The 21,582-nt window shown below is 66.3% G+C and carries 17 protein-coding genes; 5 read left to right on the forward strand and 12 right to left on the reverse strand.

The genetic code is table 11. The features are described from left to right. The 4 genes from V7P99_RS13470 to V7P99_RS13485 all read right to left on the reverse strand — a co-directional run. Positions 1–508, reverse strand: a 508-nt coding sequence (locus V7P99_RS13470; RefSeq protein WP_333795346.1) for a glycine--tRNA ligase subunit alpha, incomplete at its 3' end; no start/stop codon positions are given. A gap of 88 nt (positions 509–596) precedes the next feature. Then, a complete protein-coding gene (locus V7P99_RS13475; RefSeq protein WP_333795347.1) occupies positions 597–809 on the reverse strand; it encodes a hypothetical protein in 213 nt (70 codons plus the stop codon). 141 nt (positions 810–950) lie between these two features. After that, the gene (locus tag V7P99_RS13480) at positions 951–1,796 is read right to left on the reverse strand and encodes a S49 family peptidase (protein ID WP_333795348.1); all 846 of its coding nucleotides are present in this window, start codon (positions 1,794–1,796) and stop codon (positions 951–953) included. Beyond that, positions 1,796–2,629 (reverse strand): tRNA1(Val) (adenine(37)-N6)-methyltransferase, encoded by an 834-nt coding sequence (locus V7P99_RS13485; protein WP_333795349.1) that lies wholly within the window; start codon positions 2,627–2,629, stop codon positions 1,796–1,798. The genes V7P99_RS13480 and V7P99_RS13485 overlap by 1 nt, the downstream gene beginning before the upstream one ends. Positions 2,630–2,743: 114 nt before the next feature. Between V7P99_RS13485 and V7P99_RS13490 the strand changes: the two genes are divergently transcribed. After that, complete coding sequence (locus tag V7P99_RS13490; RefSeq protein ID WP_442909910.1) at positions 2,744–3,760, forward strand: polyprenyl synthetase family protein; 1,017 nt, start codon at positions 2,744–2,746, stop codon at positions 3,758–3,760. A 30-nt stretch (positions 3,761–3,790) separates the two neighbouring features. On the opposite strand, the gene V7P99_RS13495 is transcribed toward V7P99_RS13490, so the two are convergent. The 3 genes from V7P99_RS13495 to V7P99_RS13505 form a co-directional block, all read right to left on the reverse strand. Further along, the gene (locus tag V7P99_RS13495; protein WP_333795350.1) at positions 3,791–4,663 is read right to left on the reverse strand and encodes a 4-(cytidine 5'-diphospho)-2-C-methyl-D-erythritol kinase; all 873 of its coding nucleotides are present in this window, start codon (positions 4,661–4,663) and stop codon (positions 3,791–3,793) included. A 44-nt stretch (positions 4,664–4,707) separates the two neighbouring features. Further along, the gene (locus tag V7P99_RS13500) at positions 4,708–6,792 is read right to left on the reverse strand and encodes a tetratricopeptide repeat protein (RefSeq protein WP_333795351.1); all 2,085 of its coding nucleotides are present in this window, start codon (positions 6,790–6,792) and stop codon (positions 4,708–4,710) included. 137 nt (positions 6,793–6,929) lie between these two features. Continuing rightward, positions 6,930–8,612 (reverse strand): electron transfer flavoprotein-ubiquinone oxidoreductase, encoded by a 1,683-nt coding sequence (locus V7P99_RS13505; RefSeq protein WP_333795352.1) that lies wholly within the window; start codon positions 8,610–8,612, stop codon positions 6,930–6,932. Positions 8,613–8,726: 114 nt separating this feature from the next. Between V7P99_RS13505 and V7P99_RS13510 the strand changes: the two genes are divergently transcribed. Then, complete coding sequence (locus tag V7P99_RS13510) at positions 8,727–9,689, forward strand: uracil-DNA glycosylase (RefSeq protein ID WP_333795353.1); 963 nt, start codon at positions 8,727–8,729, stop codon at positions 9,687–9,689. A gap of 22 nt (positions 9,690–9,711) precedes the next feature. Here V7P99_RS13510 and V7P99_RS13515 read toward each other — a convergent pair whose 3' ends face one another. Continuing rightward, positions 9,712–10,434 (reverse strand): glycosyltransferase, encoded by a 723-nt coding sequence (locus V7P99_RS13515; protein ID WP_333795354.1) that lies wholly within the window; start codon positions 10,432–10,434, stop codon positions 9,712–9,714. 123 nt (positions 10,435–10,557) lie between these two features. Between V7P99_RS13515 and V7P99_RS13520 the strand changes: the two genes are divergently transcribed. From V7P99_RS13520 to V7P99_RS13530, 3 genes are all read left to right on the forward strand, one after another. Next, positions 10,558–11,691, forward strand: a complete 1,134-nt coding sequence (locus V7P99_RS13520) for a PA0069 family radical SAM protein (protein ID WP_442909911.1) — start codon at positions 10,558–10,560, stop codon at positions 11,689–11,691. Positions 11,692–11,772: 81 nt separating this feature from the next. Next, complete coding sequence (locus V7P99_RS13525) at positions 11,773–12,423, forward strand: ribonuclease HII (RefSeq protein ID WP_333795355.1); 651 nt, start codon at positions 11,773–11,775, stop codon at positions 12,421–12,423. A 370-nt stretch (positions 12,424–12,793) separates the two neighbouring features. Next, a complete protein-coding gene (locus V7P99_RS13530) occupies positions 12,794–14,473 on the forward strand; it encodes a methyl-accepting chemotaxis protein (protein WP_333795356.1) in 1,680 nt (559 codons plus the stop codon). A gap of 132 nt (positions 14,474–14,605) precedes the next feature. On the opposite strand, the gene V7P99_RS13535 is transcribed toward V7P99_RS13530, so the two are convergent. From V7P99_RS13535 to thrC, 4 genes are all read right to left on the reverse strand, one after another. After that, entirely contained in the window at positions 14,606–18,550 is a 3,945-nt protein-coding gene (locus tag V7P99_RS13535; RefSeq protein WP_333795357.1) for an EAL domain-containing protein, read from the reverse strand. Then, a complete protein-coding gene (locus V7P99_RS13540) occupies positions 18,547–19,146 on the reverse strand; it encodes a GNAT family N-acetyltransferase (protein ID WP_333795358.1) in 600 nt (199 codons plus the stop codon). The genes V7P99_RS13535 and V7P99_RS13540 overlap by 4 nt, the downstream gene beginning before the upstream one ends. Further along, positions 19,146–20,441: a M16 family metallopeptidase gene (locus V7P99_RS13545; protein WP_333795359.1), complete on the reverse strand. Its 1,296-nt coding sequence runs from the start codon at positions 20,439–20,441 to the stop codon at positions 19,146–19,148. Before V7P99_RS13545 ends, V7P99_RS13540 begins: the two co-directional genes overlap by 1 nt. Next, positions 20,438–21,582 (reverse strand): threonine synthase (gene thrC / locus V7P99_RS13550; protein ID WP_333795360.1); only part of this gene is annotated, 1,145 nt, incomplete at its 5' end. The genes V7P99_RS13545 and thrC, both read right to left, overlap by 4 nt.

Here is a 21,582-nt window from a genome sequence, read left to right on the forward strand (position 1 = left end):
AGCCGCCGACCTGCTGGAAATAGGTGAACTGCGTCACCTCCATGCCGTTGCACCAAACCTCCCATCCAAGGCCCCAAGCGCCGAGCGTCGGGCTTTCCCAGTCGTCCTCGACGAAGCGGATATCGTTGCGGCTCGTATCGATGCCGATGGCGTCGAGGCTGGCCAGATAGAGATCGATGATGTCGTCCGGCGACGGCTTCATGATCACCTGGAATTGGTAGTAGTGCTGAAGCCGGTTCGGGTTCTCACCGTAGCGCCCATCCTTGGGGCGGCGTGACGGCTGCACATAGCAAGCGTTCCAGGGCTTGGGACCAAGCGCGCGCAGCGTCGTCGCCGGATGGAACGTGCCCGCTCCCACCTCCATATCGTAGGGCTGCAGCACGACGCACCCATTGGCGCCCCAGAACTGCTGCAGCGTCAGGACGAGATCCTGAAAGCTTTCCGTAGGCTTCAGCGCCGGGAGCGCATGCGGCTTGGCGTTGAGGGTTTGGTTCCGGGCGTGTTGCATGGGATATGATTTCGGAGGGTTGCTCGAGGGCGAACTATACGCATTCGCCGCCACCTGTCACCCCGCGCCTGCCGCGATAGCGGCCGCCTCAGTCCTTCCGCGGACGGTAGGTGCCGCTCGCCGGATCGTATTCCAGCGTGCCGAGATCCTTCGGGCTATCCCCTCCGCGGGCCATCGCGGCTCGGCGGGACGCCTCCCGCTTGCGGGCGGCCGCCTCCTTATCGTCGAGCCAGCGCGAAACCCACCTGTAGCCGGCGTAGATGCCAGCACCTGCGATCAAGAGGGCGAGCAGGTTGGGCATCGGCTGCTCCAAAGTGCTTCGGTAAACGAACAGAGTGCTTCTGGAAACGGCGCATCGCGCCTTGCAACAAGAAGTACGATCAAACAAACGCTTAGAGCCGTTCCGTGTTTGCGCTTAATCCGAAACGGATCTGATCGGGCCTCACAGCCCGAACCGGGACCAAAGAGCCCGAATTTCCACAGCCGACACCACTTCGTCGGCGAAAGCAAGACTTAGCGCGGGCTCCCCACCGGCGATGCTGGAGACGGACGGCAGCCGCCGCAGCCGCGATGCAAGCCACCCGCGTCCCATGGGCACCACCCTGAGGCGCACATTGTCGCCATGGATCTCCCGCATCTTCGTGCGCACGTCCGAGATGCCGTCGATGAGGCCGAGGTCGAGCGCTTCCGCCGCGGACCAGAACGCTCCCGAGAAAAGCTCCGTGTCGGGGCCCTTGAGGCGGCCGAGCCGGCGCTCCTTCACCACGCCGATAAACACGTCGTGCACGCTGCGCTGGATCGCCTTGAGACGCTCCACATCCTCCGGTTTCTCGGGCTGGAACGGATCGAGCGCGCCCTTGTAGGTGCCGGACGTATGGACGCGCCGCGAGATTCCGAGGCGCTCGATCGCGCGATCGAGGCCGAAGCCGGCCGAAATGACACCGATCGAGCCGACGATAGACGATGCGTCGGCGTAGATTTCATCGCCCGCCATCGCTACGTAGTAGCCGCCGGATGCCGCCACATCTTCGCAGAATACGTAGATCCTCTTGTCCTTCTCCTTGGCCAATTGCCGGAGCCGTTGGAACAGTAGGCTCGACTGTACGGGACTTCCGCCGGGCGAATTGACGATGAGCGCTACGGATCTCTCGCGCGACATGGAGAACGCTTTTTCGATCGGACCCGCGAGCGTCGCGATGGAAAGACCGGGGCGGAGCGGCGCCACCATGCCGATCGCGCCCGACAGCCGTAGAACGGGAACCACGGGGCCACGATTGAACCACGCCATTATGAAATCCTTTCGCTCGCTCGCCTGTCCGCCGCTGGGATGCGGTAGGAGTTCTCTGGGGCCGCCAGGCCATAGGCTGTCGCAAGCGACTGGCCAAGCCGCAACACACGCTCGGCGCCTGCGGTGAAGCGGTTCTCAGCTTCATGCAAAACGAGACCGGCTTCGAGCCGGAACGGCGCTCGCGACCCCTTGATGCCGCGCAACAGGACGCGCCCCGCCGTCTCGCCGGCGAACGAGTGCAGAGGCACGGCCACAAGCCCACCGAAGCGCCTTGCAAGTCCCTTGAGCAGGTCCGGCAGCGCCGCCGCCTTGTGCACCACCAGCACCTCGCCCCCGGGCCGCGCCATGCGGGCGAAAAAGCGGCACCATACCTCGAGCCCGGCCTCCGGCATGGCGTGCGCCGCCGCCTTGAGCGCCGTCGCGGCCGCCGTTCCCGCGCCCTCGGCATAATAAGGCGGATTGGCGATCACCTGATCGAAGGCTCCCTCCCCGGCCCCACCCGCCGAAAGCTCGGCCGTGGACACGCGCGCGATGTCGGCCTCGAGCACCGTCACGCGAGCCTCGAGCGCGTTCCTCCGGACGTTTTCGCGCGCAAGTGTCACGAGATCCGGCTCGCGCTCGATGAGCACAACCTCAGCGTTCGGGCATCGGCATGCGACGCAAAGTCCCGCCGCACCGACGCCCGCCCCGACATCCAGCACACGGAGGGGCCTGCCGCCCCGGTCGCTCACGGCCGCTGCCAGCATCACGGCGTCACCCCCGGCCCTATACCCTTTGCTCGGCTGCAGAATCTGCAAACGGCCGCCCAGGAACGCATCATCGCTCACCGGCATGCGCAAGTCTCCTCGGCATCGCGTTTTTCGGTGCGTCCCGGCTCGACAGCGGGTATGGTGCACCGGCCCCATTAGACTGCAAGAAACGCCTGTAAACAATTCAAGGAAACTGCCGTGGGAGTTGTGGTTCCCCTGGACGAGGCGCGCGAACCTCTGCAAAGCCTCGCACCGCTTCTCGAAATCGTCGAAGACGACATGAATGCGATCAACCGCATCATTCTCGACAAGGCGGTGTCGCACGTCGACCTCATTCCGAAACTCACCCATCACCTCGTCAATTCCGGCGGCAAGCGCCTACGGCCGATGCTCGCCATCGCCGCCGCGAAGCTCTGCGCCTATCAGGGCGATGGCCATGTACGCACGGCCGCGGCCATCGAGTTCATGCACACGGCCACACTTCTCCACGACGATGTCGTCGACGAAAGCGACACACGGCGCGGGCGCAAGACGGCCCGTCTCATCTGGGGCAATCAGGCAACCGTTCTCGTCGGCGATTTCCTGCTCGGCCAAGCCTTCCGCATGCTGGTCGAGGTCGGCTCGCTGCCCGTGCTGCGCATCCTTTCGAACGCGGCCGCAACTATTGCCGAGGGCGAGGTGATGCAGCTCGCCGCCGCCAAGAACACCGCCACCACGGAAGACGCCTACCTTGCGATCATCGACGCCAAGACGGCCGCGCTGTTCGCGGCCGCGGCCGAGGTCGGCGGTGCCATTGCCGAGCGGCCGGCGGATGAGCAGGCGGCGCTGCGCTCCTACGGCCGCAATCTCGGCCTCGCCTTCCAGCTTGTCGATGACGCGCTCGACTACTCGGGCGACAGTGCGCGGCTCGGTAAATCCGTCGGCGACGATTTCCGCGAGGGCAAGATCACGCTGCCGGTCATCCTGGCCTTCCGCCGCGGCAACGACCAAGAACGCGCCTTCTGGAACCGCACCGTCGTCGAGGGTGAGGTATCCGATGCCGACCTCGAGCAAGCCATTGCGCTCATGCAGAAGCACCGGTGCATCGAGACCACGCTCGAGCGTGCGCTATCCTACGGCACCATCGCGCGCGACGCCCTGGCGATCTTCCCCGAAAGCCGCGAGCGCAGCGCCATGCAGGACGTCATCGAGTTCTGCATCGCGCGGGCGTATTAAGTGCTTCCGGAAAAGTAGGCGCCGGTTTTCCTACCCGATCGTCGCCGCAACGATCCACCAGGCCGGATGCGCCGCGGCCAGCCGCATCTGCGCCGCCTCCGCCGCCTCACGCGTTGGAAAGATCCCGAAGCACGTGGGCCCAGCGCCTGAAAGGGCTGCGTAATCGATCTCCGGTAACGCGCGGAGCGCCGAAAGCACGGCGCCGATCTCAGGCACGATCGTCTGCGCCGCGTCCGTCAGCGCATTTCCCTGCGCCCGCATGAAGGCGAGGAGCGCGCCGCGATCTGCGACAGACGGCGCAGCCGGCGCCCTGTAGCGCTCGCTTGCCGGCGCGGCGCCGAGCGCGCGGAAGACACGCGCCGTCTTGTCCACCGGCACGCTGGCCATCGGATTGACGAGGACCGCATCAAGCCGCGCGAGTCCCCTTTCGATCTCTACCAGGCTTTCGCCGATGCCCGTCATCCAGAGCGGCCGCGCTTCGAGGCAGACCGGGACATCGGCGCCCAGCGCCCGCGCGAGGCCGTGCCAGTCCACGCTGGCCGAAGCCGAAGCGTTGGCACGGCGCACCGCACGCAGCAGCGCCCCCGCGTCGGCCGACCCGCCTCCGACGCCAGCAGCGACGGGCAGATGCTTTTCGAGCCGCACGGGGCCCGTCTTGAGATCGGGCGCATGCTCTTCGAGAAGAGCCAGCGTTCGCGACAGGATGTTCGGCCCCGCGATCGCACCCGCCATCGGGCCTGTCACGTCGACGCGCCGCGCGCTGCCGACTTCAAGCGTCACCGCATCGCCGACATCCGCAAACGCAACCAGGCTCTCGATGAGATGCAATCCGTCCGCACGCCGCCCGGCGATGTTGAGCGTCAGATTGATCTTGGCCGGCGCAAGCTCACGGATCGAGGCCATACGATCAGGCTCCACGCCCGGCGAAACCGGTGGCATGGCGCCGGCTATTTCCCAGCGTCGCCGGATTTCGCGGCCTGCTTATTCGAGCCCTTGCGCGGCTGCGGGGCTTCGACGCTGGTGAGGCCGGCCTCGAGCTTCTTCTTGATCTTGGCCTCGTCGTCGGGCTCCGGATTGAGCGACAAAGCCTGCTCCCACTGGTAGCGCGCCTCGCGTTCGCGACCGACGCGCCAGAGCGCATCGCCCAGATGGTCGTTGAGCACCGGATCATCGGGCTTGAGCTCCACCGCGCGCTCGAGATAGCGCACGGCCTCCTCGAAGTTGCCCTGCATGTAGTGCGCCCAGCCGAGGCTATCGACGATGTAGCCGTCGTCGGGCTTGAGCGCCACGGCCTTCTCGATATGCGCCATGCCCTCCTTGAGCTTGCGCCCCTGATCGATCCACGAATAGCCGAGATAGTTGAGGATCAGCGGCTGCTCGGGGTAGAGCGCGAGCGCCTTCTCGAGATCGACCTCCGCCGCATCCCAGTTCTTGATCCGCTCGTAGCTGGTGCCGCGCGCGTAATAGTAGATCCAGTGCCGGCGCTCAGGCTTCGTGATCATGGCCAGCGCCCGGTCGTAGTAGGGGATCGCCTCGGCATAGCGTTTGTGCGAACGCAAGATATTGCCGAGCGCATCCAGGATCTCGAGCTTGTCGGAAACGGTGAGTGGCGGCGGCCCCTCCTCGTCGCCCGGGGAAAGCGCCTCGCCGCTCGTGATGGCACGGAACGTCGCCGGGCCGACGACGCCGTCCGCCCTGATGTCGTTGCGGATCTGGAAGGCGATCACGGCCCGCCGCGTCTCCTCGCCGAAGCGGCCATCGGGCGCGTCGATATCGTAGCCGAGCTCCTTCAGGGCTTGCTGGAGCTTCAGGACGGCCTCGCCGCGCTTGCCGGCGCGCAGCACTTCATTGCTCGGAATTTCGATAGCTGTCGGAGCCGCCTTCGTCTCGGTGCCATCCGCAGGCTTGGCCGGCTCTTCCAAAAGCCGTTCAAGCGTCGCCCGGGCTTCCTCCACCTTCTCCAGAGAGTTGAGATTGAAGGCCTTGCGAATCTCCACCGCCGTCGCGAGCGGGCTCGTTTGGGGAATACGGTTATAGGTCTCGATGGCCTCTGCGTACTGCTTATTTCCCTCATAGGCGCTCGCCAGCGCCGCGAGCGCAAACTGGTGATCCGGCTCGATGTAGAGGGCCATCTGCATGTAAAGCACGCCGATGCCCGCGGCTCCTTCCGCGATCAGCGCCTCGCCCAAGCCGTAGAACACCTCCGCCATACCCTCGGACGCTGTCGTCACGATGGGATCGATCCTCTTCCCAGAGCGCACCGCCGCCTCGAGGCTGCGCAGCAAGGGATGGCCATCACTCTGCGAACGCTGAATCTGCTCGTTGATGAGCCCAAGCGCCCGCTTGCGGTCGCCGACGAAGGCGAGATGGCGGGCATAGGCAAGGCTTGTGCGCAGCGTGCGTCCGTCCTGCGCGTAGACGCGCTCGAACGACGCCTTCGCCTCGCTATGACGGCCCGCCAGATCGGCGATCAGTCCGCGATGATAGCGCAGAAAATACTGCGCCCACTCGGCCTGCTTGGGCAGCTCGAGCCGCGCGAAGGCCCCGGCGACGTCGTCCTGCGCCAGCCCCAGCCACGCGCGCCCCATGGCGCTCGAAAGCTCGCCGATCGGTCCTGACCCCGCCGCCTTGAAGTGCTCGTCGGATTTGCGCCAGGCTCCGGCCTTGAAATCGCGCAGCGCGAGCACGAGCTGCGCCATGCGATGCGTCTTCTGCACGCTGATGAGCTCTTCGGCGAGCTTGAAGGCGCGGGGCCAGTCGCCGCGTGCGGCCTCGATCTGGAAAGCCTGCTCGAGCAGCAGCTCATTCTGCGGATCGTGGGCAAGGGCGCTGCGGTAGAACTCTGCCGCGTCCGCGGTGTCGTTGTATGTCCGTGCGAAGCGCCCTGCGAGATAGCTCCCGACGAGGGAGCGCGTGCCGTCGAAGGCCTCGGTTCCCTCCAACGTCTCGGCCCGGGACATACTCGAGACGGCGACCAATCCCGCGGCCAGAATCGGAACGATGGCAGCAATCCGGCCCCGGCACGCATTCATTCTGTCGATCCTCTTCGGGAAGCCCAGTACGAGATTTTCCAGAGTAGCAAACCTTGCGGCAGATTGGCGACTCCGCACACGCGGGCCTCCGAAGTCAAACCGATAGAGGAAAGATCCGCCGGCTATCCCCAGGCGGGTCACATTTCGGCGTAATTCGGGCCCCCGCCCCCTTCCGGGCACACCCAGGTGATGTTCTGGCTCGGGTCCTTGATATCGCAAGTTTTACAGTGAACGCAGTTTTGGGCGTTGATTTGGAACAGGGGCGTGCCTGCGTCGTTGCGCACCACCTCGTAGACCCCGGCCGGGCAGTAGCGCTGTGCGGGCTCCGCATAGTCCGGCAAGTTGACCTCGATGGGGATTGAGGGATCGGCGAGCAAAAGGTGCACCGGCTGATCCTCCTCATGGCTCGTGGCCGAGAACGAAACGCTCGTGAGCTTGTCGAACGTCAGCACCCCGTCCGGCTTGGGGTAGACGATGGGTGTCGCGTCCTTCGCCTTTTCGAGCGTGGCGTAGTCCGGCCGTCCATGGCGGAGCGTGCCAAGGGGCGACCATCCAAGGAGCAGTGTGCGCAGCCACATATCGAGGCCACCGAGCCCCACGCCCAGCAGCGTGCCGAACCGCGACCACAGCGGCTTGACATTGCGCACGAGCTTGAGGTCCTCCGCGATCTCTCCGTCCCGCACCGCGCTTTCGTAGTCTTCGAGCACATCGTGGGCGCGCCCCGCGCGGACAGCCGCCATCACCGCTTCGCCGGCATGAATGCCCGACAGGATGGCGTTATGGCTGCCCTTGATGCGGGGGACGTTCATGAAGCCCGCCGCACAGCCGACCAACGCTCCTCCTGGAAAGGCGAGCCTGGGGATCGACTGCCATCCGCCCTCGGTCAACGCCCGCGCGCCATAGGCGATGCGCCGTCCGCCCTCGAACAGCGGCCGGATGGCGGGATGCGTCTTGAAACGCTGGAACTCGTCGTAGGGGGAGAGATAGGGGTTCTCGTAACCGAGGTGGACGACGAGGCCCACGGAAACGAGATTGTTCCCGTAGTGATAGAGGAACGACCCGCCTCCGGTGCGGCCGTCGAGGGGCCATCCGAACGTGTGCTGCACGCGGCCCGGCCGATGCTTCTCCGGCGCCACCTCCCAGAGCTCCTTGAGCCCGATGCCATACTTTTGCGGCTCGGCGTCTCGCGCGAGGTCGAACTTGCGGATCAGCGTCTTGGTGAGCGAGCCGCGCGCACCCTCGGCGAAGAGCGTATAGCGCCCGCGCAGCTCCATGCCACGCGTGAAACTGTCCTTGGGCTCACCGTCGCGGCCGACGCCCATGTCGGCCGTCGCCACGCCGACCACGCGACCCGTCTCGTCGTAGAGCACCTCGTTGACGGAGAAGCCCGGATAGACCTCGACACCGAGCTCCGCCGCCTGCTCTCCAAGCCAGCGCACCAGAAGCCCGAGGCTCCCTATGTAATTCCCGTGATTGTTCATGAGCGGCGGCATGAGGACGTTCGGCAGCCGCACATCGCCCGCCGGCCCGAGCACCAGGAACCGGTCTTCCTTCACCTCGGTGGTGAGCGGCGCGCCGCGCTGGCGCCAGTCGGGGATCAGGCGGTTGAGCCCCACGGGATCGATCACTGCGCCCGAAAGAATGTGCGCGCCGACCTCGCTCCCCTTCTCCAGCACGACGACAGAGACGTCCTCGCCCTTCGCGGCGGCGAGCTGTTTGATGCGGATGGCGGCTGCAAGGCCTGCCGGGCCCGCTCCCACGATGACGACATCGAACTCCATGGCCTCCCGCTCGGGGAGGTCGGCATCAACCCGCGCCATGCGTCTTGATCCCATCCGTTACTGCTCAGCTCGCCGGTTTGGGGCCAATTGAGGGAGGCGTCAAGCGCTGTAAGTGGCGCAAGCGCCTGCCGGCGCGTGCAATTGCGCCCCGAGATGACTAAGCTCTGCCGTATGCAATCCGAAGCCGACACGACCGCGCTGGCTGCGACCCTTCTCGATTGGTATCGGGAGATGGGCGTCGACACGGCCATTTCCGACGCTCCCGCCGACTGGCTGGAGCGCGGCGGAGCTGCGCCCGGGGCAACCTTCCGCCTGGCTTCGCAGACAGTGGAGCAGGCTTCCGAACCATCTCTCCCAGGGGAAGAAAGACCAAGGCTCGACGACACTCCGGCCCGGCTCACACGGGGATCCCCATCTTCAGCCGGCGCCACCCAGGGCGGGCGGATCGCCACGCCACCCCGCGCCGAACCGAGGCCTGGCTTCGCCTCCACACCGCCCGACGCCGCAGAGCTCGCCGCACGCACCGCCGCCCGGGAAGCAACGAGCCTTGATGCGCTCCTGGCCGCGCTTCAGCGCTTCGACGGCTGCGGCCTCAAGGCAACGGCCAAGAACCTCTGCTTCTATCGGGGGGCGGAGCAAGCCCGCCTCATGATCATCGGCGAAGCGCCGGGCCGCGATGAGGATCTCGAAGGCAGGCCGTTCGTCGGCCGCGCCGGCCAGCTCCTCGACAAAATGCTGGCCTCGATCGACCTCGGCGAGGCGGATGTTCACATCACGAATGTCGTTTACTGGCGCCCACCCGGCAACCGCACGCCGACGCCGCACGAGGCTCAGGTGTGCCGCCCCTTCCTCGATCGCCAGATGGAGCTGGTGAAACCCGACGTGGTTCTGCTGCTCGGCGGCGCCGCGGCCAAGCAGATGCTGGACACGACAGAAGGCATCATGCGCCTGCGCGGCAAGTGGCGCGAAATGGAAATCGCGGGACGTCCGGTACGGACCATGGCAACGCTCCACCCGGCCTATCTGCTGCGCACGCCGGCCGCAAAGCGCCACGCCTGGCGCGACCTCCTGGCCGTTCAGGACGCTCTCGCTACTCCCGCCGCAATCTCCAATTGATCTCGGGCGATGGTTCGTGCGCTCAAGGCAGGCCGCGCTCCTCGTCCGGCACCCGAGGCGCGAGCAGCACCGCAAGCGTGCTCACCGGCACGCCGACCAGACAGAGCCCGACACCCGCCGGCCCGCTCAGCCGACGCAACATGCTGCCTGAGCTATGGAGCAAGTCGCGGCTGACGATGGCCCGCGCATCCAGCATGACAACGCGGCCGCGGCCGATACGCCGCAAGAGATCCACGTGCTCGAGAACCGGAAGAGCCGCAAAGCCGCCGACTGCATCGTAAAGAGCCCGCGGGATGAGGAGGCCCTGGTTGCCATGCGGCAGCTTGAGGACGTGGGCACGCAGCGAGGCGAGCCTCTCGCGCATCCGCACGAGCATGCCGTCCGCATCGAGCACCAGGCGAAAGCTCGCTGCCGCCGGCCGTCGCCGTCCGCTCTCCGCGCGCTCCATATGCAAGCGCGCCTCCCGCTCCCATCCGGCGGCGAGAGAGGTACCTGCATCGAGAAACAGGAGCCATGGAAACCGTGCCGCCGCCGCACCGGCCTTGAGCTGCGCGCCACGCCCGGGCTCCGCGGCCACGATCCTCGCACCGGCATCGTCCGCAAGCGCGAGCGTGCAGTCGGTTGAGCCGCCGTCCGCAACGATCACCTCGCGCACGAGCCCCTCAACCGCAGCGGGAACCAGCGCGGCGAGCGTTTCGCCGAGCGGCGCTTCAGAATTGAGCGTGGAGATCACGACCGAGATCATGGGCTCTGTCATGCCTGAACGGACGAAGGCGAACAAGCGGACAGCCTGGATGGGAAGCAAACAGAAATTGTTCGCTCGATTTTTGTTCTTTATTTGTTCTCATGCTCGTTGTAGCATCGCGACATGCGCTCCGAGAAAGCAGGACATCCCGCGGCTCCGCCCGCCAAGTCTGAGGCCATGCCGGAAAGCCTTGTCGATGGCACGCGCCGCCGTGGCAGAGGCGCACGCTCAAACCATTCGGGACGTTTCGAGAGCGAGCGCCGCCTCGCCTTTGACGACGGCTGGGAAAGCCTTGCTGAGCTGGATGCCTTCCGCACCGAGGTCTACGCCGAACCGGCCCGCTCCATCATCACGCGCAACCAGAGCCCGGATATTTCCTTCGACCAGTCGATCAATCCCTACCGCGGCTGCGAGCACGGGTGCATCTACTGCTACGCACGCCCCTCGCACTGCTACCTCGGCCACTCGGCGGGCCTCGACTTCGAGACCAAGCTCTATGCCAAAACCAACGCTGCGGAGCTTTTGGAGAAAGAGCTCGCCGCGCGGAGCTATCGGCCCAAAGTGCTCGCCCTCGGCACCAACACGGATCCCTATCAGCCCATCGAGCGCGAGCACCGCATCACGCGCCGCATTCTCGAGGTGCTGGAGCGCACCGGCCACCCGGTCGGCATCGTCACCAAGTCCGCGCTCGTGCTGCGCGATGCCGACATCCTCTCCCGCATGGCCGCCCGCGGCTTGGCTAAAGTGGCAATCTCCGTCACCACGCTGGACCGGCGCATCGCGCGTGCCATGGAGCCCCGCGCCGCAACGCCCCCGAAGCGTCTCGACGCCATCCGCGGCCTTGCAGATGCCGGCGTGCCCGTGGCCGTAATGGTGGCTCCCATAGTTCCCGGACTGACGGACAGCGAGATCGAGCGCATCCTCGAGGCGGCCCAAATCGCGGGCGCATCCGAGGCGGGCTATGTGCTCCTGCGGCTGCCGCTCGAATTGAAGGACGTGTTCCGCGAATGGCTTGCTGAGGCATGTCCGGATCGGGCAAACCGCGTCATTAATCTTTTGCGGTCCATGCACGGCGGCCAGGACTACGTCGCCGAGTTCGGTCAGCGCCAGAAGGGCCGCGGCCCTTACGCGGAGCAGATCGCGCTGCGCTTCCGCTTGGCCCTCAAGCGGCTCAAGCTGAACGAGCGCCGCCATGCGCTGCGTCTTGATCTTTTCCAGCCGCCGGTGGCCAAGGGTGCGCAGATGCCGCTCTTCTGACGCCGGCCGGTATCAGGCAGACGGCCCCGTCTATCCACATCGGCCTTTGACACAATTCTCGCCACCCGCGACGGTTATCAGATGCGGGTGGATGATTCGAAGATTGTACCGACGTTCGAGCTGGAGGCTGCCGAGCTGACGCTGGCCGGCGGCCCCATTGCGGGCGTGGATGAAGCCGGACGCGGGCCGTGGGCGGGCCCCGTGGTCGCGGCCGCTGTCGTGCTCGACCCCGACCGGATCCCCGATGGCATCAACGACTCGAAGATGCTCGATGCCGATGCCCGCGCGCGCCTGTTCGACCGCATCTCCGCCACCGCGCTCGCAGTTGCCGTCGGCGTCGGCGACGTCGAGCGCATCGAGCGCGACAACATCCTTGCCGCGACTCTCTGGGCCATGTCGGAAGCCGTAAGTGGCCTATCCTGCCGCCCCCGCCTCGCCATCGTCGACGGCAACCGCGCACCGCGTCTCACATGCGAAACGCGCACGATCGTCAAGGGCGATGCCAAGTGCCTCTCCATCGCTGCCGCCTCGATCGTCGCTAAGGTGACGCGGGACCGCATGATGATCGCGCTCGCCCGCGACCTGCCGGGCTACGGCTTCGAGCGGCACAAGGGCTATGGCACGCCGGAGCATCGCGCGGCTCTGACGCGGCTCGGCCTCTCGCCTCATCACCGCAAATCCTGGAAGCCGGTCCAGCTCGCTCTCGGCCTCATCGAAACCGAAGCTTTCTGAGCAGACGCAGACAGCGCAGCATGACACTGCGCAGCGAATTTCCTTCAAGATGCCCGGCCAGCATCGCGCGGCCTTGCACCGGCGCCAAGAAGTCCCGGCACGCTCACGTGCCGTGAGGCTGCGCGCAGCGCGGCGTCGTCATCCCTGGCACCTCAAACACACCATCATCGACAAACGCCATACCGGTGTACGGATCTCCGACACCGCAGGAGCGGCAAGCGCCGACCGTCTAAGATTCGGATACAACGCAAAACATCAATTTATACATGTTATTCAGTTGGTAACCGCGGATAGATAAAATTTGACATTATGACATAGCCGCGCGCCGGCTTGTGCCGCCGCTTGCCGTAATTCGTGGGGACCAACCGTGTTGGACAGTTTGAAGCTGAAGCATAAGGTCGGCGCTTTGATCGCCTTCCTAGCCCTGATACCGGTCGTCGGCGCCGGACTTTCCTACCTCAGCCTCTCCGCCCAGAGCACCGCCCAGGAGCGGGCCATGCGCGCGAAATCGGGCCAGGCCCTGCTCGAGCGCATCAACGGGCTCGTGTACGCCATCGTCATGGATTCCCGCGGTATCTATATGTCGTCCGACTGGCCATCCGCCGAGCGCTACGGCAACGGCATTCTGGAAAGCGCTAAGGAGCTGCGCCAAGCGGCGGACCTCTGGCAAGCTACGCTCGAGCCGGCCCAGCGCGCGGAGCTCGCCGACGCCCAGGATACGATTTCCGAATTCCTCGCCTTCCGGACCGAGCTCGTGCGCCTTGCCCGCGAAAGCTCTCTCCCCGTGGCTCGCCAGTTCGGCGACAATGATGCGAACCGCACCAACCGCACGGCGCTGAACGATAAGCTCGAGGCTTTGGCCGCGGCCCAGGACTCTCTGGTCGCGGCGACGAGCACGGCCTCGGACTCCGCCCGCCAAACCGCTCTCACCATCGCCGCGCTGACCGGCGCCATCTCGATCCTGGCCATGATCGGCGGCATCTGGCTGCTCATCACCAACCTGACGCAGCCGATCGAACGCATGAAGCAATCGATTCTCGATCTCGCGGACGGGCGCACCGATGGCGAAATTTATGGCGCCGGGCGCCACGACGAATTGGGCGAGATCGCCGGGGCCATTCTCATCGTCAAGCAGAACCTGATCGAGGCCGAACGCCTCCGCGCCGAGCGGGCGGAAAGCGAACAGCGGGCGGCCGCGGCACGCAAGGAGGAGATGCTCCGCCTCGCCAACCAATTCCAGGAGAGTGTGGGCCGCGTCGTCGAGACCGTTTCCAGCGCCTCGAGCCAGCTCGAGGCAGCCGCCAGCCAGCTCACTCTGAACGCCGCCTCGACCCAGGAACTATCCGGTGCTGTTGCCAGCGCATCGGAAGAAACGTCCGCCAACGTCCAAGGCGTTGCGGCGGCCTCGGAGCAGCTCTCGACAACGGTGACCGAGATCGGGCGTCAGGTCCACGAAAGCAGCTCCATCGCCGAAGCGGCTGTCCGTCAGGCAGCCCAGACCAACGAGAACGTCATCGAGCTCTCTCAATCCGCCGAGCGCATCGGCGCCGTGGTGGAGCTGATCAACCAGATCGCCGGGCAGACCAACCTCCTGGCTTTGAACGCCACCATCGAGGCCGCACGCGCCGGCGATGCGGGCAAGGGCTTTGCCGTCGTGGCCCAGGAAGTGAAGGCACTCGCCGCCCAGACCGCCAAGGCAACGAGCGATATCGCCGGCCAGATCCAGAGCATGCAATCCTCGACGCGCCAAGCCGTTGAAGCGATCAGCGAGATCACCTCCACGATCAACCGCATCTCCGCGGTGAGCGGAGCCATCGCCGCCGCCGTCGAGGAGCAGGGCGCCACGACGCAGGAGATCAGCCGCAATGTCGTTCAAGCGGCGCATGGAACGAGCGAGGTGGCATCCTCCATCTCGGCCGTGAGCCAGGGCGCCTCGGAAACCGGCTCGGCTTCGGCGCAAGTGCTCGCCTCCGCCAAGTCGCTTTCCGTCGATAGCCACACGCTGAAAGCCGAAGTCGAGCGGTTCCTCTCGACAGTGCGTGCCGCTTAACAGGCCTCGTCAGTTCCCAGCGAACAGAGAAGAAAACAAAAGCCGTTCCGTACGCCGGAACGGCTTTGGTCTTTGAGGCCGGAGCTGATCGCCATCTTGCTGTGAAGCGGCGGCCCAGGGCCGCGCCAAGCCTCAATTCGTCTTTCGCGAGACGCCGGCCAGCCGCGCCAGGCTTTCCGCGATCGCCGGGGGAAGGTTCGAGAAATCGGGATCTCCCGGTCGCGCGGAAGCGGGAGCGTTTGCCGGCCGTGCCGATCTCCCTTGCTGCGGCTGTATCACAGTCGCCGGACGGACGGGGGCGGGGCGTGGCTGGCCGCTTCCCGAAGGCGGAGCCGGTGCCGGCCCGGCGCCTTGGACCGGAGCCGGCGGGGCAGGAGGCGCGGCCGCCGCCGGCGGCGCAGCCCGATGCTGGGGCTGCGAGGGCGCCGGCGCGTCTGCTGGAGGCATCACCCGCGGCGAAACCGGCGCGAGCGGCATGGGCTCTGTCCCGGCAGGCAGCCGAGGAACGGGAGCTTGCGGCGTCGCGACTGGTGGCGGCGGCTGTGACGGCTGCTTGGCCTGCATGGGCGGAGGCGGCACGGCATCAACCGTCCGCAAAGGTGGCGGCGAAACCGGCAGCTTTGGCGCGGCCGCGGGCGGGCGCGGAGCCTTCGGGGCGATCGCAACCGGCCGTACTACGGCGGCGCCCTGAGCTGGCGCGTCGGGCCGTACATCCGAAATCCTTGCCGTGAGCCTGGCCGGAGGCGGAGGCGGCGACGCAGCCGAGGCGCTCGCCGCCGGCGGCGGCTGAGCCACGCTCGGCTGTGATGGCTTCGAGGGCACGAACGGCGGCGGTGTCGCGCTCTTCTTCGCGTGCTCGCCTGTCTGCTCCCGAGCTTGCTCCTGGCGAAGGTGCACCGCGCGCTGCCGCTTCGCTGCGCCATCCTCGCCCTCTGCCGGCGAGGCATCGCGATGGGCCGCGTTGACGCCCGCAGCTGTTGGGCTTTGTGAGCGTGGGGAACGAACCGCGGCTTTACCGGCGGTCTCTGCCGGCGCGGCGGCTGGCGGAACGGCATCAGGCCGCCGCTTGTCCGCTCCGCGCGACCTCGCTGTCTTCTTTTTCGTCCTCGGCCGGAAAACACCGACCGGCTTGGCCTTATTCTCGCCCGTGCGCACCGCAGCCAGAACCTTGAGCACGTCAACGTCCGCGATGGCGTTGCCGCAATAGGATCCTTCCGCATACTCGCAGGCGATCGAGCGCAGGAAGCCGACCTCGTTGGCACTCTCCACGCCCTTGGCCAGGACCTTCTTGCCGAGCTCGTGGGCGAGCGCCACCATCGAGCGCACGAGCGTGCTGTCGTTCCCGCCCTTGACGCTGCCGGCCTCGGTGAAGGCCTGATCGATCTTGATCGTATCGAACGGCAGCCGCTCGAGATACGTGAGCGACGAGAAGCCGACGCCGAATTCATCGAGAACGACTTCTGCGCCAGCGCTGCGCAGCCAACCTAGGATCTCCGTCGCCTGCTCGGGGTTCTCCAGCGCCACCTGCTCGCTCACCTCGATGCGGAGCGACCCGCTCGGCACCACCGTGCGTCCGAGGATATGACGGATCTCCTGCACGATGTCCTGACGGAAGAGATGCCGGCAGGTCATGCTGACGCTGACGAACAGCGGCGCCTCGCTGCGCGAAAATTCCTTTTGCCATGCCACCACGTCACGCGCGGCCCGCTGCAGCAAATAAGCGCCGAGCCTGGCGACGAGGTCCGTATCCTCCGCAATCGGCACCAGCGTCGCCGGATCGATCATGCCGAGGCGGGGATGCTCCCACCGGGCAACGGCCTGGAACCCTGCAAGCTCCTCGGTCGGAAGATAGATGATGGGCAGATAGGCGACGCGAAGTTGATTCTTCTCCATGGCCCGGCGCAGGTCGGCCTCGAGCTTGCGCCACTCGTCCTGATCGCCCTTCATCTCGGGTGAGAACACCTCGATGCGGTCCGCCCCCGCCCGTTTGGCGCGGAACATGGCGATCTCGGCATTCTTGACGAGGTCGGACGCGGTCTCCGTCTCTTCCCCACTACCGATGGCGATGCCGATGGAGCCCGTCAGCACCATCTCCTGCCCCGCGATCTTGATCGGCGAGCGGAGCGATCGGCGGATGCGCTCCGCATGTTGCGCCAGCTCGGCCACCGGCTGTTCCTGAAGCAGGAGAAGCGCAAATCGATCGCCGCCGATGCGCGCCAGCGTATCGCTCGGGCCGAGATGGCGCTGCAGCCGCCGCGCGATGGTGAGTAGCAAGCTGTCGCCGAGCACGAGCCCAAGCGAGGAATTGAGGCTCGTAAACTTGTCGATGTCGATAATAAGCACCGTCGGGCGGACCTGCGGCTCCGCCTTTGCGCGCCCGAGCGACACGTGCAATCGGTCGAGCAGGAGCTCGCGGTTGGGCAGGCCCGTCAGGCTGTCATGCACCGCATCATGCAGGAGCCTCTCGTGCGCGCGCTTGGCGTCCGTCACGTCACGAATGAGGCCGACGCATTTGAACGAGCGCGGGTCGGAACCTGGCACACCGGCCGCCTCAAGCTCGAACCAGCGATAGTTGTTGTCCGCCTGCCGCAGACGGAAATCGCAGCAGACGCGGCCGTCCCGCCGTTCCTGCACCGTAAAGAGCGCCAGCCGGAAGCGCTCCCGGTCGGAGGGATGCAGGTGGCGCAGAAACTCGTCCGTGCGCGCTGACAGATCTCCCGGCGATAGCCCGAGCAGCATGTCGACGGATGGGCTCACCTTCACCTCGTCGCGCCGCGCATTCCACTCCCACACCGCGGCGCCCGAGGCATCGACGGCGATCGAGCGCGCCTGAAGCTCCGACGGCGTGGCCCCATAGAAGGGCTCCACCGAGCGGAAAGCATACTGCGTGACCGTGAAGCCGATCGAGACCAGGATCAGCACCAGCCCGGAAACCAGACCGAAGACCACAACCTCTCCGGAGAGATCGCCCCGGATCGCGGCGCCGGCGCCGAAGATCCAGACCAGGAACAGGATCCAGGTAGGAATGAGCGACAGCGCGCGGTCCTGTCCGCGCATGGCGAGAAAGACGACGAGCCCCGTTCCGGTGAACCCGATGAACAAGAAGGACAGGCGCGCGAAGGTTGCGGCGAGGCGCGGATCGATGATCGCCACCGCAATAAGCGAGAACTGGGCGATCAGCCACACGGTGATGAGCATGCGCACGAGGCCATGCCAGAGGGCAAGCCTCAGGAACACGTGCAGGAATACGACGAGGCTGGCCGCGAGCGCCGCTTCCGTGGCCGCGCGATAGACGGCATTCGCCTCCGGTTTAAGCAAAAAGAGTTTATGGAAGAAGCCGAAGTCGACGCAGAGATAGCCAAGCGCACACCAAGCAACCAGCGCTGCCGCCGGAAATACGAGCTTGTGGTTGGCGGCGAAGATGGCCGTGAGGAAGATGGCGAGCAGGCCCGTCAGGCCAAGCATCACGCCGTTGAAGAGCTGCCGGTCCGAGACCTTGGTTTCGTAGTCAAGCGGCTTCCAGAGATAGAGCCGCGTGAACCGCTCCGAGGAAAGCTCGACGACGTAGGTGATGGTCTGGCCCGGCTCGAGCGTAATGCGGAAAAGGTCGGCGCGGTCGTTCTTGATCCGCTCCGGCACGAAGCCGATCGACGGCGTCACGGCCTCGATGCGCCGCGCGTCGAGGTCCGGCCAGACGACGCCGGAGCCAATGACGCTGTAGCGGTCGGCCGCAAGCCAGCGCTCGGCCGGCTTGTCTGTCGGGTTCGTGAGCGCGAAAACGATCCAGTTGGGGTTGGTGCCGGGCGTCGTCGCTGAAACCGACATGCGCCCCGCGAGGCCATCCTCGCCTGCAGCCGTCTCGACCTGGAGGCTATCTCCACGCTGCTCGTAAAGCTCGCCGAGGGTCGTGATCTCGACACGCCCCTGGTCGGATCCGATCTCGATGGCCTTGAGCGCATGGGCGGGCCCTACCGGCGCCAGAAAGCCCATAAGCGCGGCGAGAATGAGCAGGCTGAGCCTGAGCGCGCCGAAAAGCGGCGGCATCTCTCCGGCCGCGAGCCGCCCCGTCCCCCTCACTGCTGCACCTCCCGCGTCATCCAGTCATCGGCCAGGATGGCAAACAGCAGATGGTCCTGCCACAGGCCATTGATCTTGAGATAGCGCCGCGCCAGTCCCTCCTCGGCGAAGCCCGTTCGGCGAAGCACGGCAACGGAGCGCAAGTTGGCGGGTTGCACCGCCGCCTCGACGCGATGCAGCCTCAGCGGCTCGAACGCATGGGCGAGAATGGCGCGGACCGCCGCAGTCATATAGCCTTTGCCGACGAACGGTTCGCCGAGCCAATAGCCGAGCATCGCCGACTGGGTGACGCCGCGCCGGATGTTCGACAGCGTCACGCCACCGATCATGGCATCGTCCTCGCCCTCGAAGACGAGGAACGCATAGCCGAGATCGTCGCGCGCTTCGCGCTGGTAATGCTTGATGCGACGCCGGAAGGCAGACTTCGTGAGGTCGTCGCGCGGCCAAGCCGGCTCCCACGGCGCAAGATGCGCGCGGCTTTGCGCACGAAGCTCGGCCCACGGCCCGTAGTCGCCGATGTGTGGCGGACGCAGCCAGACGCCACGGCCCTGGATATGCGGCCATTCCGTCGCGTTTCCGGCTCTCAGGAATGCCATCAGGCCGTCCTCGCCTCCGAGCGTTCCGACGCGCGGTCCATGCGCTGCGCGGCATCCGTCGCCAGCCGCTCCGAGACCCGCCCGGCCCCGACGACGGCTACGGATGGCCGCCCGGACGCCAGCTCCCGCGCGAAATGGCCGACATCCTCCGCCGTCACCGCATCCACCATCCGGATCAGCTCGTCGCTGCCGATGATCCGTCCGTGCGCGATCAGATGGCGCGCCATCTGCTCCGCGCGGGCGGATGATGATTCGAGGCTTATTAGCAGACCGGCCTTGAGCTGAGCTTTCGCGCGATGCAATTCGGCTGCCGTGGGCCCCTGCGCCGCAATGGCTTCGAGTTCCCCGCCCGTCACGTCGATAAGGCTGGCCATCATGTCCGTCCCCGTCGCCGCATGCACCGCAACCAGCCCCGTATCGCCCAGCCCCCAGGCGGACGAATAGATCGAATAGCAGAGGCCACGTTTCTCCCGCGCCTCCTGGAACAGGCGAGACGACATGCCCCCGCCGAACAGCCCCGAGAACACCTGGGCCGTGAAATACATCCGGTCACGATAGGAAGGGCCCTCGAACGCAAGCACGAGGTGGCTTTGCTCGAAGCGCTTTGCATGCCAGCGGACGCCGCCCTGATAACGCGCCCGCTCCTCCCCGACACATTCGTCCCGAGTGAGCCCACCGAATAGGGCCTCAGCGTGGCGAACGAGCGGCTCATGCCGGATTGCCCCCGCTGCCGAGAGCACCATGCGCTGAGGCTGGTAATGCGTCTTGAGAAAGGTCGTGAGGTCTGCGGGCGTGAAGCGGCGCACGTTCGCCTCCGGCCCGAGGATGGGATGCCCCAGCGCCTGCCCCGGATAAGCCGCCTCGTTGACGAGCTCGAAGGCGATATCCTCCGGACTGTCGCGCGTCATGGCGATCTCCTGCAGGATCACCTCGCGCTCGCGCTCGAGCTCCTCCGGCGAGAACTTCGAATTGAGCAGGATGTCGGCCAGAAGTTCCAGCGCCACGCCCTCGTCGCCTTTGAGGACGCGCGCGTAATAGGCGGTGCTCTCGAGGCCGGTCGCCGCGTTCAGCTCCCCTCCAACGGCCTCGATCTCCTCCGCGATGGCCTGCGCCGTGCGCGAGGCCGTGCCCTTGAAGGACATGTGCTCGAGAAAGTGGGAGATGCCGGTTTCGTCCGGCGTCTCGTGGCGCGAGCCCGCGCCCACCCAGATCCCGAGCGACGTGGTCTCGAGATGCGGCATGGTATGGCTGACGACGGCGAGCCCGTTGGGAAGACGCGTGATCTCCTCGCTCATGTCACCCCCAGAGACGCGACCGGGCGCGCCAGGTCCGCGACGAGACGCTTGACGGCGGCAAGATCGTTCTCGACCGTCGGGAACCGTTCGGGATCGGTCAGAAGAGAGGAGAGCCGTGGCGGCAGACCGGGCCTCTCGCCGGTTATCTTCTCCATGGCGTCAGGGAATTTCGCCGGATGCGCCGTCGCAAGCACGACGCCCGGGACCTCAGACTGAGGCGCTGTCCGCTCGAGCGCGATGAGCCCGCAGGCCGTATGGGGGTCCAGGACATAACCGCTCGCGGCCTTCGTGCGCCGGATGGCATCCGCCACGTCCGTCTCACTCGCCGCGCTCGAGGTAAACTCCGCGCTGAACCGCTCCGCACACGTCTTGCCGAGTTCGAAACGCCCACCCTGAGCGAGCGCGCCCATGGCGCTGCGGATGAAACCGGCATCACGGCCCGACGCTTCGAACAGATAGCGCTCGAAGTTCGACGAGATCTGGATATCCATCGAGGGCGAGTTGGTCTCCATGACCGTGCGCATCTCGTAGACGCCGCTCGCATGCGCACGCGGCAGGATGTCGTTTTCGTTGGAGGCGATCACCAGCCTTTCGATCGGAAGCCCCATCCGCCTGGCCACCCAGCCGGCGAGGATGTCGCCGAAGTTGCCGGTCGGCACGGCGAAGCTGACGGCCCGGTGCGGCGCGCCGAGCGCCACGGCAGCGACGAAATAGTACGTCACCTGCGCCACAATGCGCGCCCAGTTGATCGAATTGACGCCCGAAAGGCTCATGGTGTCGCGGAAGGCATGATCGTTGAACATGCCCTTCACCAGCGCCTGGCAATCATCGAACGTGCCCTTGACGGCCACCGCATGCACGTTCGCGTCCTGGGGCGTCGTCATCATGCGCCGCTGCACGTCAGAGACGCGCCCGTCCGGAAACAGGATGACCACGTCGACCCGCTCGGAGCCGCGGAACGCCTCGATGGCCGCCCCGCCGGTATCACCGGACGTCGCGCCGACGATGGTTGCGCGGCGGCCGCGCTTGGCGAGCGCCCGGTCCATCAGCCGGGCAAGGAGCTGCATGGCCACGTCCTTGAAGGCCAGCGTCGGCCCGTGGAACAGCTCGAGCACCCAGCGGTTGCGATCGATCTGCACGA

It is taken from the genome of Hyphomicrobium sp. (assembly GCF_036780825.1).
In the GTDB taxonomy this organism is placed as follows: domain Bacteria; phylum Pseudomonadota; class Alphaproteobacteria; order Rhizobiales; family Hyphomicrobiaceae; genus Hyphomicrobium_C.

Excerpts from the sequence above, each read along its gene's own strand:
- V7P99_RS13475 (WP_333795347.1), bottom strand. The coding sequence starts at position 809 with ATGCCCAACCTGCTCGCCCTCTTGATCGCAGGTGCTGGCATCTACGCC.
- V7P99_RS13480 (WP_333795348.1), bottom strand. The coding sequence starts at position 1,796 with ATGGCGTGGTTCAATCGTGGCCCCGTGGTTCCCGTTCTACGGCTGTCG.
- V7P99_RS13485 (WP_333795349.1), bottom strand. The coding sequence starts at position 2,629 with ATGCCGGTGAGCGATGATGCGTTCCTGGGCGGCCGTTTGCAGATTCTG.
- V7P99_RS13495 (WP_333795350.1), bottom strand. The coding sequence starts at position 4,663 with ATGGCCTCGATCCGTGAGCTTGCGCCGGCCAAGATCAATCTGACGCTC.
- V7P99_RS13500 (WP_333795351.1), bottom strand. The coding sequence starts at position 6,792 with ATGAATGCGTGCCGGGGCCGGATTGCTGCCATCGTTCCGATTCTGGCC.
- V7P99_RS13505 (WP_333795352.1), bottom strand. The coding sequence starts at position 8,612 with ATGGCGCGGGTTGATGCCGACCTCCCCGAGCGGGAGGCCATGGAGTTC.
- V7P99_RS13510 (WP_333795353.1), top strand. The coding sequence starts at position 8,727 with ATGACTAAGCTCTGCCGTATGCAATCCGAAGCCGACACGACCGCGCTG.
- V7P99_RS13515 (WP_333795354.1), bottom strand. The coding sequence starts at position 10,434 with ATGATCTCGGTCGTGATCTCCACGCTCAATTCTGAAGCGCCGCTCGGC.
- V7P99_RS13520 (WP_442909911.1), top strand. The coding sequence starts at position 10,558 with ATGCGCTCCGAGAAAGCAGGACATCCCGCGGCTCCGCCCGCCAAGTCT.
- V7P99_RS13525 (WP_333795355.1), top strand. The coding sequence starts at position 11,773 with ATGCGGGTGGATGATTCGAAGATTGTACCGACGTTCGAGCTGGAGGCT.
- V7P99_RS13540 (WP_333795358.1), bottom strand. The coding sequence starts at position 19,146 with ATGGCATTCCTGAGAGCCGGAAACGCGACGGAATGGCCGCATATCCAG.
- V7P99_RS13545 (WP_333795359.1), bottom strand. The coding sequence starts at position 20,441 with ATGAGCGAGGAGATCACGCGTCTTCCCAACGGGCTCGCCGTCGTCAGC.